The following is a 12,756-nucleotide window of genomic DNA, read 5'->3' on the forward strand; positions in this document are numbered from 1 at the left end:
TTTAACGAGTTGCCAATGCAAGTAAATTATGCATTTTCTGGAAAATCTTCGTTTTACTTCTATGCGATTTTACATCGTAAATTCAAACAGTTTTCAATTGTCGTTCAGACACTAATTAGAAGTTTTGTGATTATTTGGCTTTTATGGATGAAATTGTAAACGGACTATATCGATTGGGCGGTGTTCGGCAGCCGGCCTTTTTAGCTATGGGAAAACACAGGGTTGTCCAGATAGATGCTGGGCCGACTTTTATGGGCCCGGCATATTTAAACGATATCGTCGAACTCCTGGGGAAAAAGAGACAACCGGATTATCTTTTTTTTTCTCACTGGCACTTTGACCACGTGGGAAGTGCCCCATACCTTCTTCGTCACTTCTCTGAAATGAGATTGGGCGGAAGCAAAAAGTTTGTTAAACTGCTTGAACAGGAAAGGGTAATAGAAACAATCGCCAGGCTAAACCAGGGTCTGGTCAAAAAATATGATACAGCCAAAGAGTTTGTTCCCCAGGATTTTAATTACGCTGCATTAAACGTCGGCCGGGTACTTAAAGACGGTGATGTGGTCGATCTTGGAGGCGGAGAGTCTATTGAAGTCATAAGCACACCCGGTCATACCTGGGACAGTTTAAGCTTTTTTCTTCCCCGCAGCAGGACAATACTGACCGGTGAAGCGGTGGGAATCATTCCAGGAGATGACTTCTGGGTGTCCCCCCAGTTTCTATCAAACTATGATGACTATATTTTATCAATCCAGCGAATTCGCCAAAAGCAACCAAAGGTAATCGTCATGGGCCATCACCAGGTGGTGAAAGAGGTGACAGAAAAATTTTTCGCTGCATCTCTTTCCGATTGCAGGGCGTTTCGAACAATGATCGAACAATATCTTAAAGAAGCGCAAATGGATCAGCAGAAGGTCATCCAGCGTATTAAGGATGAAGAGTACCTGACTCTTCGCAAGGGAAAGCAACCCGAAGAGGCATTCCTTTTGAACACCCGGGCTCAGGTAAAGTTGATAGCAAAAAATATGACAGACTGAATAATCGAGGGGCGGGAAGTTTTTCAATCTCGACTCAGTTCGTCCGGAGAAGCGCCCATTTGCCGGTATCCGCCTTAACAATAATTTTGAGAAACTGGCGTACGGTCCGCCTAGGCGGACTGAGATTTGATTCGAACCAGCCCCAATGGACAGAACCCCACGGCAGCGTTGATCGTCTCTGCCTGTATGGATTTAACTTAAAAGATAGGGGGCGAGTACAGAGTGCATGACTTATTTGTTAAGGCGGATACCGGCAAATGGGCGCTTCTCCGGACAAACCACTCACAATCATTAAAGCTCAAACGGGTTAGCAAAAGTGCCTTCAACCCCTCAAATTGTCAGCGTGAAGGATTAAGCCGGGCCCTGAGTTCTCTTTTAAGAATTTTTCCTGCGCTGTTTCTGGGGAAGTCTTTTATAAAGAAGACTTTCTTGGGAATCTTGAAATGAGCGATCTTTCCCTGGAGGGCTTCGATCAGTCCGGTTTCGTTTATGCCGGCGCCTTTCTTCAATAACACAAATCCCGCAACCACCTCACCTCTCTTTGGATCAGGCATCGCCACTGCCGCCGCTTCTTCTACCTGCGGGATTGATTCGATGGCTCGTTCAACCTCAACCGAATAGATGTTTTCACCCGAGCTTATAATCAAATCTATCTTTCTCCCTACAATGTAAAGGAAGCCTTCCTCATCCCGTTTGCCCATGTCCCCGGTATGAAACCATCCGTTTTGAAATGCTTTTCGGGTTTCTTCAGGTTTGTTCCAATACTGCAAAAAGATGGTTGGACCTTTAACAATGATTTCACCGGGCTCACCCGGTAGAACATCATTTCCGTCGTTATCTACGATTCGAAGGAGGATGTGAAACACCTCTTTGCCGACTGAACCGGCCTTTCGCGCTGAATCTTCAAGGTCCAGGGTGGTTAAACGAAGTGTCTCGGTCATCGCATATGCCTGTGCAAATCTGATGCCCTTTTCTTTTTGGTACTTTCGGATCAAGGGAACGGGCATGGAAGCTCCGCCTGCAATGAAGAAGTGGACGTGAGAGAAGTCAACCTTTTCCCACCTGGGTGTTTTTGCAATCATCTCATACATTACCGGTACGGCGAATATGTAATTGATCTTTTCTTTAAAGATGAGATCGCTGATTTCAGATGGGTTGTCGAAGCTTTCGATCACCAGCGAACCTCCGGCATAAATAATCGGCGTGGCCGATGCGGCCAAAGCCCCGATGTGAAACAGAGGGGCAATCACCAGGGATTTATAGGTTGCATTGATACCGTAGCTGATCATTGAATGGATGGCGCCAAAGAAAAAATTCTCGTGAGAAAGCATGGCACCTTTGGGACCACCGGTAGTTCCGGAAGTGTACATGATTAAAAGTGGATCTTTGAATGCAATTTCCTCTTTGAGAACCGGTTCCTCGGCTGGGCACGAAGAGGCGAACTCCACCACTGAAAGATCATCGGCCAGTTCGTCTCCTCTGTGTTTAAGATAGTGTTTAATCTTGTCCTGGTCGGCCTTAATTTCTTCTACTTTTGTTACGAAATCAGAAGAGTAGATGAGAACGCTGGGAGTACAGTCGCTAATAATATATTCAAGCTCCGGCACCACCAGCCTGAAGTTAAGGGGAAGTATAATCATTCCCGTTTTGGCACAGGCAAAGAAGATCTCTAAAAATTCGCTGGAATTACCCATCAAGGTTGCCACCCGGTCACCCTTTTTAACCCCCAGCTTGATAAGCGCGTGGGCCATCTGGTTTACCTTTTCATTGAACTGCCGGTTGTTGTACTCCAGATTGCCGCATTTTAAAAAGGGGCGGTCCGGATAAGTCAGGGCGCGTTTGTAAATCCATTCTCCTAAATTCATCGAGCTTTTACTCCTTTTGCTTTTTCAAGTTTAAAGTGCCTTTAATATAATAGAAACAAATGTTCCGCCAGATGAGAAACCGTTTACCATGCCGAAATCAACCCGGGTCTTCTTCTTTTTATTTACGACGAACCGAAGGGGCATTATCGGATTATTAAGTCCCAATGTGGGAGGAATGACTGTTTCTTTTATTGATAGCGCCATGGCGGCGGCCCTTATTCCTCCTGAAGAGAAGCTTTCGCCGACAGCCCCTTTGATGGAAGAGATATAGGGTCTTTTCCCTTTTGCGGCGAACACACTGGACAGAGCCTCGGCTTCGAGAACATCCAATTGTCTTCCACCGTTGGCAGAGGCACAAACATAATCGATTTCATCGGGTCCGATTCCTGCTGATTCAAGCGCCCTTGTCATTGCCAGAGCAGGTCCTTTAGGATCTGATGGCCAATCGGTGGGTGAGGACGGATAAGCACTCATGCCCCATCCTGCAATTTCACAATACGGAATGGCTCCCCTGGCTTCGGCCTGCGACAGGTCTTCCAGGCACAAAATTCCCGATCCCTCACCAACGACAAAGCCGTTTCTCAGCGTGTCAAAGGGACGGGCTTCCTCCGAGCCTTGGCTTGCACAAGAAAGCGCTCTGAACTTGTTTAAAATTTCAAAAAAGAATTCTGAAATAATTTCAGTGCCTCCGGCCAGCATGACATCGGCACTGCCCCGTTTTATCTCTGCGGCTGCATAGGCGATGGCGGTCTCCGCCGAAGCTTCGTGGTGGTTCACGGTAGAGTTTATGCCCCTGAATTTAAGCTCTATGGATGTGTGCCCTGCAGGGGCGTTCATTACCGAGTTGGGTACCAGGATGGGGCTGACCATCCTGGGGCCTTCATCAAAAAGTATTCCTGCGAATTGAACCGAAACATCGGTGCTTCCATAGGCCGTGCCTAAAATAATTCCCATCCGGTCCATGTTGATGCAATCTAAATTAACTCCGGAATCATCAATGGCCATCCGTGCTGAAGCTGCTGCCAGGCGGGAAAGACGATCCATCTTTCTTAAGTTTTTTTTAGAAATAAAATCTGCCGGGGTAAAGTCGGACACCTGCGCTCCCAGCCTGGAGGGAAACCGGGATGTATCAAAAGATGTAATTGGAGAGATGCCTGAATCTCCTTGGAAAAGGTTGTGTGAAAAGCGACTTTTTCCCGTCCCTAAAGGAGTGACCATCCCCACGCCTGTGACTACCACTCGTTTATTCATTAATAATGCCCTGTTCGGTAAATTTTCCAAAGGTGATGGAAGTGTTGTTGCCACCAAAGGCAAAGGAATTGGAAAGAACGATTGAGAGATCCGCTTTCCGCGAACCTTCTGTCACATAATCAAGATCACAGTCAGGATCGGGCTCAGTTCGGTGAATGGTGGGTGGAATAAATTGATGGACAATTCCTAAAACAGAGGCCACGCCTTCAATCGCTCCCGAAGCACCCAGGGTGTGGCCGGTCATCGATTTGGTAGAACTGACCGGGATTTCATACGCTCTTTGACCAAATACGTTTTTAATTCCGCGGGTTTCCATGACATCATTTGCCGGTGTAGCCGTACCGTGAGCATTGACATAGTTGACCAATGAATGGTGAACTCCGGCATCCTGCAGGGCAGCGTTCATACAGCGCACTGCACCGGAGGCCTGCGGGTCAGGTGCAGTCATGTGGTATGAATCGCAACTCACGCCATATCCCAGAACCTCCCCGCAAATTCGAGCATCCCTGCTTTGCGCATGACTCAATGATTCGAGGATCATGATTCCGGCGCCTTCTCCCAGGGAAAGACCCTGGCGGTTTTTATCAAAAGGCTTGCAGTATTCTTTATCCACTGCCTTCAACGAATTAAATGAAGCATAGGTAATTCTGGAAAGGGGTTCGGTACCGCCTGCGATGATGATTTTGGCCATTTTGCTACGGATCAGGTCCCTGGCGTACCCGATGGCTGTCGCTCCGGATGAGCAGGCGGTCATGAAGGTGGTTTTAGGACCCATAGTTAGAAGATTGGAGGCAATGTGATCCGCCGAAGAAGCGCAACACAACGAGGAAAAACGGGAAAATCGGACGCGCTTATTCATACCTTTGTGATAGAATCTGTAAGCCTCCTCACACTCCAGCATTCCTCCGGCCCCACCTCCGATCACCACACCGGTGTCCTCCAGCAGTTCCTCCGGTAGAGGAAAAAGCCCTGCATCTTCTAAAGCCTCCAGGGCTGCAGCCATGGCCATAATATCCGAGCGGGACATTCTTTTCACCGAATATTCGCGCGGTAATATATCTTGATGTCTTAACCCCTTTACTTCTCCTCCGGTCCGGGTTCTGGAGTCGGTAGTATCAAAAACAGTAATGGGGCCAATGCCACAGACACCTGCACGTAAGGCGTTATAAAAATCGGGCACGCTGTTGGCGATAGAGTTTATGGTTCCCAGGCCCGTTATGACGACTCTTTCTGGTTGCATGGCGTTTTATTTTTAATACATTCGTTGTTTAAGAGTTGCCCTTCTATTCGGCAAAATGAGAGTGCGAGAGCTTAGTCGGATCTCATAAGATGACCGGTTCCGATCAATTCGAATCAATCGGATTTTATAGTAAGTGCCATAAATATATTCCGTTTTAAACGATGAAAAACTCGTATATAAGAGATGGTAAAGAAAGAACAGACTGACTGTGTTATAACGATTTTACCATGAGAACTATTTTAATAAATGGACCATATTCCATCATCGTTCTTTCTCAACCATCTCTAATACACTCAGACAGTTTCCTCATATAAAACGGAACATATTTAAGGCAGACAGTATAAATGCTAACATTTTTTCCTTTGAATTAACAAAATGCCATTAAAAGTGTCAAGTCCATCTTAGACATCAGAACATGGTTAATAAAAGTGACCCAACAGAAAGGCCGGTCGGCAACCAGATTCAACTTTATCTATTTTGAAAGGATTTTTCGCTCAGATAGTACAAACGAATGATTTTGAGGTCTTCATAACTTATCTGGCCATGATGTGCCCGGAAAATCGGAGACAGGTACTCAGGGCCAAGGCTGGCGAAAGTCGCTAAAACGGGTTGTACCTCCTGTTGGGAAAGCGCTGAAACGCCCAGCAATCCGTCCGAGCGGATTGGGTTGCCGGCTATAACATATTTAAAAAGATGATCCAAAACCGTCACCCGCTTGATGCGGTACCGGGACATGATTTTTTCAATGGAATCTCCGGCATTGTACGCTTCGCCGATGACGACATGCCTGAGCTTCCGGGACGGTTTGGAAATTTTCTTTTTTAATGGGGCACTTTCTTTCGGTTTTTCATTAATACCGTGCTTTTCACAGTACTGGCAAATAATCTCCAGAAAGATAAAGGCATATTTTTTCAGTTTTTCCTCACCAATGCCGTAAATATGCCTCATGCTGTCTATGGTTTGAGGAAAAAATGCGGATATTTCGATCAAAGTCCGATCTGAAAAGATCACATAAGGAGGAATCCTGGCCTCGTCTGCCAGCTGTTTTCTTTTTCTTCTTAAGCGGTCAAAGAGTTTTTCATCATAATCGGTGATATTTTCAGTCGGCCTTTTTTTAACGATCTTAATTTCATCCGCTTCAATCCTGCCGTAAACCTTTTCTTTGCCTTGAAAAACCTCCCAGGCCTTTTGGGTGAGCTTCAATCCTCCATAATCCATATCCTGTGTTACCAATCCTTGATGCAAGAACTGACGGGACAGGTGAAACCACTGCTTTTTGGTCAGATCTTTACCGATTCCATAAGTTGATAGGCTTTGATGTTCAAATTTTAACACTTTTTTTGATTCCGAACCGCGCAGAACATCTATCACATGGGCGGCACCGAATATTTCTCCCGTTCGTTTGACACAGGACAGAAATTTTTGTGCATAAACGGTGATATCTTTAAGCTCTTTTTTATCCGAGAGGCAGTTATCACACATGCCGCACGTTTTTATGGAGTACGCTTCACCAAAATAGCCCAAAAGCGGTATTCTGCGACATATGTCGGTTTCTGCAAATTTGAGCAAAGCCTGAAGATGAATGTTTGCCACGCGCTTTTCATGTGCCGGTTTCTGATTGATAAAATACTTGATCTTCTGGATGTCTCCATAGCTGAACAGCAGCATACACTCGGAACGTAGACCGTCCCTGCCTGCTCTGCCTATTTCCTGATAGTAACTTTCAATATTTTTCGGTAGGTCATAATGGATCACAAACCGCACATTGGGCTTGTTGATGCCCATGCCGAATGCGATGGTGGCGACTATAATAAGCACATCATCCTTTATAAAAAGTTCCTGATTCTTTTTTCGCGTTTCATCTGAAAGCCCGGCATGATAAGGCCGCACTGAAAAGCCTTTTCGCTCCAGTATCTGCGCAAGGTCATCCACCTGTCTTCTGGAAAAGCAGTATATGATTCCCGACTGATCAGCAAACTGCCGGATAAATGAGACGGTTTGGTCCACAGGGTCTAATTTAGGGACAATCCTGATAAACAGGTTTTCCCGGTTAAAACTGCTAATATATTCATTGGATGAGGCAAAATTCAGGCTGTTTTTAATATCCTGTCGGACCCGAGGCGTTGCGGTGGCTGTTAGTGCAATGCAGACAGCGTCGGAAAAACGCGATCGTACACCGGCAAGTTGCCTGTATTCAGGACGAAAATCATGCCCCCATTCTGAAATACAGTGAGCTTCGTCAATGGCAAGACAACTAACTCCTGCCGATGATAGCAGGTCAATTATTCCGGGTTTAAGCAGTGTCTCAGGGGCAACGTAAACAAAGCGTGTCTGACCCTGTTTGACAAGGCGGATATTCTTTTGGTACTCCTCCGGCAAAATCGAACTGTTCAGACAGACCGCAGATACTCCCAGTTCCGCCAGTTGCTCAACCTGATCTTTCATCAAAGAAATCAGGGGGGATACCACAATGGTAAGGCCGCTAAAAATCAAGGCCGGAATTTGGTAACACAGGGATTTTCCACCGCCGGTGGGCATAATGACAAGTGCATCCTGTCTGTGAAGAACACTGTCAATGACCTCAGCCTGAAGCGGCCTGAATTCATCATAAGCGAACACTTTTTTAAGAATTTTTTCAGGATTGCCTTTCATTTACACCTGGTATATACAACTTTTTACCCGGTATCAACGTTTCTTTGTGTCGCCATTCTTTGCTTGACCTTCCCGAGTTTTTATAATATTATATAATATATTTAATTTATGGGATTTTTAACCCACAACGCCAAAGATTCCTCAAGTCCGGAGAGTTGTTTTTATGACTTCAATTGCAAAACTTAAAGTCGACCATCTTATCGGCAGGCAACTCGGAACATCTACCATAATCAAAGAGTTGGCCCGCGGCGGTATGGCTGTTGTTTTTATTGCATATCAACGGTCATTGAAACGCCAGATTGCGGTCAAAATACTCCCCAAAAGTCTTCTTACCCAAAAGACAGCGGATCTGTTCCGCCAGGAAGCGGAATCAGCCGCCATTCTATCGCATCCCAACATTCTTCAGATATATGAAGTGGGAGAAACAGATGAATTTCTTTTCTTTACCATGCAACTGATTCAAGGGCTTTCTGTGGCCAAATCACTTGCCATGGCTAAAAAAAATATTTTGCCTTCAAAACGTCTCCTGCCGCTCGATACCACCATCCGAATTATCAGCCAGGTGCTTGATGCCCTTAATTATGCCCATACCCAGGAAATCATTCATAGAGATATTAAGCCGGCCAACATATTGATCGAAAAACATACCCAAAGAGCAATGATTACGGATTTTGGGGTGGCAAAGGTTCTGCGGGGAGAAAATGAGAAACACCCGATGCTGCTGGGGACTCCCACGTATATGGCCCCGGAGCAGGTGCTCAGAACACAAATGGACAGCAGGATTGATATTTATGCAGTGGGCACCATGCTGTTTCAGATGCTGGTATCTGAATTGCCCTTACCCAAGCATAAATCCAAAGCGGAGTTACTGAAACAAAAAGCATTGAATAAAAATGGAATTTTTCAAAAAAAGCCTTCTGAACTCAACCCCGGGCTCAACCGGGATATGGACATCATTGTGCAAAAGGCAACTGCCTTTGATCCTGATGAAAGATATGCCGTCTGTCGGGACTTCATCAATGACCTTGAGGAATATCGCAGAAAATACCTATAATAAATAGGGGCAGCAAAATGACAAAATCCAAACTTAAGAAACAAACAGTCGATAAAATCGGCAGAGCGTTTACGCTGCTATTTAATCGTCTATCCATGTACAATATAGATCATCCCTTTACTGTGGATTCCATGAATAATTATTACAAGACCATTACAGAGACGCTGGGTACTTTTTCCCCAATTGTTCTGATTATGCATCAGGAGCAATTCTTTATCGAAGAAGAGCCGTTGGATTCCCGCATCAATACTACTAAAATGGTGAGCCATTTTAAAAAAGCCGGGATTCAATCCATCTCCTTTGAAAAAGGAATGAAAAGCGATGAGCTTAATCTTTTCATTGAGATTTTTTCCGATCTTAAAAAATATTCCACCGCAGAGCGCATGAAAAAAGCGCTTTCCCGCAGTAAGGTAAACAGGATCAGGATAAACCACATTATTTATAAGAAAATGACTGCGGATGATAAGATTGTTTCCAAGGATACCATCGTTGAAGACCTGCCAGGCGTGCCCAAAGCGACCCAGAGTACGGCAAAAACGAAGTTTATGGATATGATGGTTGAAAATATCGTTATGGAAGAAATTGAAAAATCGCTTTCCATAAAAAGTCTCATGGAAGATCCGACCGGTGTTTCAAAGGCAATCGTCGATAAAGATCTTTCCGCTTCCAAAGGCAACGGCGATGAAAAAGGCGGCTCCGGCGGTTTAGGGACACCCACCGATAAAGAACCTTCCGTTTCCACAGAAGGCGGTGAAGAGAAAGGCAAATCCGGTGATGTGATTATCAAACAGCTTGATGTGCTCAAGAAAGAGGTCGAAGCCGCCATGTCGGGCGAGGGGAACATACAAATGCCGGAACTGGCCCGGGCGGTCCTTGCCATGAAAAAAGATTTGCTGGAGCAAATCGAAGCACAGAAGGCCATGGGCGTTGTTTTTGAAAATGAAGGAATGATACGGGATGAAACCAATGCCATGATGGACGGTATACTTATTCAGCTTGTTAAAGAAGAATACAAGCAGGGAAAGGTATCGGTTCAACGTCTTGGCCAGATCATTCGGCGTATGATTCCGGAACCGGAAGAAATTAAACGCCTGCTGCCTAAGATAAAAGAGGCGTTGCTAGCAGAAGGCATGTCACTTCCTGAATTCGCTGAGTTGGCCCAGGAATTGGGAAAGGAGTTGCAAAGCGAAGAGCTTGCGCAAATACTCAAGAAAAGTGCTGAAGAGATCGGCGTGGATGCCGAAGAGCTCATACGTGAAGTCCAGGTTGATCCGGCAGGAGCGGCCGAACTTATTTATCTGGCGTCTGAAATTAAAAAAGGAACCGGGGATGAAAAGGTTTTATCGGATTTGCTGGTGGATTATGTTGAGCGGGTTGGATCAAAGATATCAATTGATGCTGCTGGGCAAAAAGGTGAAGAGGGAGGCAGGTACCTTAAAGACATTATTTCCAAAGTGGAATCAGAAATTGTCGGCAGTTTAAAGGAAAAAGATGTCAATAAGGATATCATCAGTTCGGTTGAAAAGCGCCTGGAAGAACGCATGGAGGAATGCTTTAATAAGCTTCAGTCTGATTGGGCCAAGCGTCATGAATCTTCCGATAGCAAAGGGGGTCAAAGTATCCTGGGTATTTTTGAGGAAGACGCAAAGGAGGGAGAGGACCTTAAGGCGATTCTCGAAAACGTACGATCATCCGTTCGGGAAAAGGGCCTTGATGAGAACGATATCAAGCAGATGCTGGCTGAAATCTCCAAGGGTAAACTCGACCAGCAGAGAGCAAAACGGAAAAAAGAGGAGTTGAAAAGGGAAGCGCAGCAAAAGGAGGAGCAGGAAAAAATCGAATTGAAAAAGCAAGCGGAGCAAAAGGCGGCTGAGGAAAAAAACGAGTCGAAAAAAAAAGCAGAACAAAAGGAGGGACAGAAAAAGAAAAAAGAAAAACCAGGTCTTCCAAAAGGCGTGTTGAATCGTAACAGCACCCTTTATTTTGTTGAAAAAGAAATCTCCCGGTCCGTTCGTTATGGAACTCCTTTTTCAATTATGCTGCTTTCAATTTTAAAGGTGACGCCGGAAAAACCTCTTCCCAAGGGATCGGTCACCAGGGGAGAGGTGATGAATGCGGTTCTTGCCGAGCTGGCAGATGTTGTGCGTGACACGGATACGGTCGGTATTCTGGACAAGAAAAAGATAATAACCCTGCTTCCGATGATAAAAAATGCCGATTCAAAAATGGCGATGAGCAGAATCATGAAGGTGCTGCAGGCCGAACCGTTTATCGTTAACGATTATCCTCTGGCCGTAAAATTGGTCGGTATCGTCTCTGTGTATGACCATGAGCGGGCCCAGACACTGAAATCCTATATTAAGATGTCTGAAAATGAGCTTTTTGATATGATTAACCGGTTAAAAAATGTCCATGATCTTTACTAAGGCCTCACACTGTGGCTTAAAATGCCTGACATATGAATTTACCACCACCAACAGTTCGGGCTCTGGGACTGTGCTCCGGAGGCCTTGACAGCATTCTGGCTGCCCTGGTTTTGCGCGAGCAGGGGATAGAGGTTGAATGGGTGACTTTTGAAACACCGTTTTTTTCCGCCCAAAAGGCCCGCCGGGCAGCACAAATTACAGCCATTCCTCTGACCATAAAGAATATCACCGCACCCTATGTTGAAATGCTGAAAAACCCTCCGTGCGGTTACGGCCAGCACATGAATCCCTGCATGGATTGCCACGCCTTAATGTTCAGGCATGCCGGCCGAATCATGAAAAATAAAGGCTTTGATTTTCTGTTCAGCGGCGAAGTGGTCGGACAACGCCCCATGTCTCAGACAAAATCATCCCTTCGTTATGTGGAAAAAAATTCCGGTTTTGACGGCTTAATAGTTCGCCCTTTATGCGCCAAAAGACTGCCTGAAACAATTCCAGAAAAAAAGGGCCTGGTAAAAAGAGAGGGTTTTCTCGATATCTCAGGTCGGTCCCGCAAACCCCAGATAGAGCTGGCAATAAAACTCGGTATTAATGATTATCCTGCTCCCGCAGGGGGGTGCCTGCTTTGTGACAAAATATTTTCCCTTCGTCTTAAAGACCTTTTTAAACATCGGGAAAACTGTAGCGAAAGAGAGCTTCATCTGTTAAAATACGGACGCCATTTTCGTTTAAACGAAAAAATAAAAATAATCGTGGGGAGAACCCAAAGGGACAATGAGAATATATTAAAATATTATCATCCGGCTGCAGACACCTTGCTAAAAGTAAAAAATTTTCCCGGCCCTATCACCGTGATTTCCCAAACTGTCAACCAGGAAGCAATGGTTACGGCTGCATCCATATGCGCAGGATACAGCAAATCGACAGGAGCAGCACCGGTAAATGTTTCCATCAAAACGCCTTCGGGGCAGGAAATCATCACGGTGGATGAAATACCGCCTTCAGATGTCAGGCACCTGATGATTTGATGACTTTGTAGAAAGCTAAGATATGCCACTTTTTGTAGCACTGTAACCGAAAATAACCTGCCTATCATATCAAAAGACTATAAACATCGAACATCGTAGCGCCAGGCGAAGTCTGGAGCGTTGGAATAGGTGGCGAAAGAGCCACATTTGAAATTCGCTGAAGGAGTCTAATGGGTTCAAAACCCATCCGGTAAGGGCTGTCA

8 protein-coding genes are annotated in these 12,756 nt (G+C 45.4%); 4 read left to right on the top strand and 4 right to left on the bottom strand.

Going from position 1 to position 12,756, the window contains the following annotated elements:
- Positions 1-143 precede the first annotated feature (143 nt).
- The gene (locus tag SWH54_11295; protein ID MDY6791839.1) at positions 144-1,037 is read left to right on the top strand and encodes an MBL fold metallo-hydrolase; all 894 of its coding nucleotides are present in this window, start codon (positions 144-146) and stop codon (positions 1,035-1,037) included.
- 338 nt (positions 1,038-1,375) lie between these two features.
- Here the strand turns inward: SWH54_11295 and SWH54_11300 are convergent, their stop codons facing one another.
- From SWH54_11300 to recQ, 4 genes are all read right to left on the bottom strand, one after another.
- Positions 1,376-2,902 carry a long-chain fatty acid--CoA ligase gene (locus SWH54_11300; protein MDY6791840.1) on the bottom strand — a complete coding sequence of 509 codons (1,527 nt, stop codon included), beginning with the start codon at positions 2,900-2,902 and terminating at the stop codon, positions 1,376-1,378.
- 30 nt (positions 2,903-2,932) lie between these two features.
- Positions 2,933-4,153 (bottom strand): beta-ketoacyl-[acyl-carrier-protein] synthase family protein, encoded by a 1,221-nt coding sequence (locus SWH54_11305; GenBank protein MDY6791841.1) that lies wholly within the window; start codon positions 4,151-4,153, stop codon positions 2,933-2,935.
- Positions 4,146-5,393 (bottom strand): beta-ketoacyl-[acyl-carrier-protein] synthase family protein, encoded by a 1,248-nt coding sequence (locus SWH54_11310; GenBank protein ID MDY6791842.1) that lies wholly within the window; start codon positions 5,391-5,393, stop codon positions 4,146-4,148. Before SWH54_11310 ends, SWH54_11305 begins: the two co-directional genes overlap by 8 nt.
- A 468-nt stretch (positions 5,394-5,861) precedes the next feature.
- Complete coding sequence (recQ, locus tag SWH54_11315; protein MDY6791843.1) at positions 5,862-8,045, bottom strand: DNA helicase RecQ; 2,184 nt, start codon at positions 8,043-8,045, stop codon at positions 5,862-5,864.
- 163 nt (positions 8,046-8,208) lie between these two features.
- On the opposite strand from recQ, the gene SWH54_11320 reads away from it, so the two are divergent.
- Genes SWH54_11320 through SWH54_11330 form a run of 3 tightly spaced genes read left to right on the top strand, consistent with a single transcriptional unit; the run spans position 8,209 to position 12,553 of the window.
- The gene (locus tag SWH54_11320) at positions 8,209-9,099 is read left to right on the top strand and encodes a serine/threonine-protein kinase (protein MDY6791844.1); all 891 of its coding nucleotides are present in this window, start codon (positions 8,209-8,211) and stop codon (positions 9,097-9,099) included.
- 17 nt (positions 9,100-9,116) lie between these two features.
- The gene (locus tag SWH54_11325) at positions 9,117-11,525 is read left to right on the top strand and encodes a hypothetical protein (protein MDY6791845.1); all 2,409 of its coding nucleotides are present in this window, start codon (positions 9,117-9,119) and stop codon (positions 11,523-11,525) included.
- Between the two features lie 32 nt (positions 11,526-11,557).
- On the top strand, positions 11,558-12,553 hold the full coding sequence (locus SWH54_11330) for a tRNA 4-thiouridine(8) synthase ThiI (protein MDY6791846.1): 996 nt from the start codon (positions 11,558-11,560) through the stop codon (positions 12,551-12,553).
- Positions 12,554-12,756: the final 203 nt, after the last annotated feature.

The sequence above is a fragment of the Thermodesulfobacteriota bacterium genome, assembly GCA_034189135.1.
Taxonomy (GTDB): domain Bacteria; phylum Desulfobacterota; class Desulfobacteria; order Desulfobacterales; family JAUWMJ01; genus JAUWMJ01.

What these genes read in the sequence shown, in the direction of transcription:
- SWH54_11295 (MDY6791839.1), top strand. Translation starts at nt 144, where the DNA reads ATGGATGAAATTGTAAACGGACTATATCGATTGGGCGGTGTTCGGCAG.
- SWH54_11300 (MDY6791840.1), bottom strand. Translation starts at nt 2,902, where the DNA reads ATGAATTTAGGAGAATGGATTTACAAACGCGCCCTGACTTATCCGGAC.
- SWH54_11305 (MDY6791841.1), bottom strand. Translation starts at nt 4,153, where the DNA reads ATGAATAAACGAGTGGTAGTCACAGGCGTGGGGATGGTCACTCCTTTA.
- SWH54_11310 (MDY6791842.1), bottom strand. Translation starts at nt 5,393, where the DNA reads ATGCAACCAGAAAGAGTCGTCATAACGGGCCTGGGAACCATAAACTCT.
- recQ (MDY6791843.1), bottom strand. Translation starts at nt 8,045, where the DNA reads ATGAAAGGCAATCCTGAAAAAATTCTTAAAAAAGTGTTCGCTTATGAT.
- SWH54_11320 (MDY6791844.1), top strand. Translation starts at nt 8,209, where the DNA reads ATGACTTCAATTGCAAAACTTAAAGTCGACCATCTTATCGGCAGGCAA.
- SWH54_11325 (MDY6791845.1), top strand. Translation starts at nt 9,117, where the DNA reads ATGACAAAATCCAAACTTAAGAAACAAACAGTCGATAAAATCGGCAGA.
- SWH54_11330 (MDY6791846.1), top strand. Translation starts at nt 11,558, where the DNA reads ATGAATTTACCACCACCAACAGTTCGGGCTCTGGGACTGTGCTCCGGA.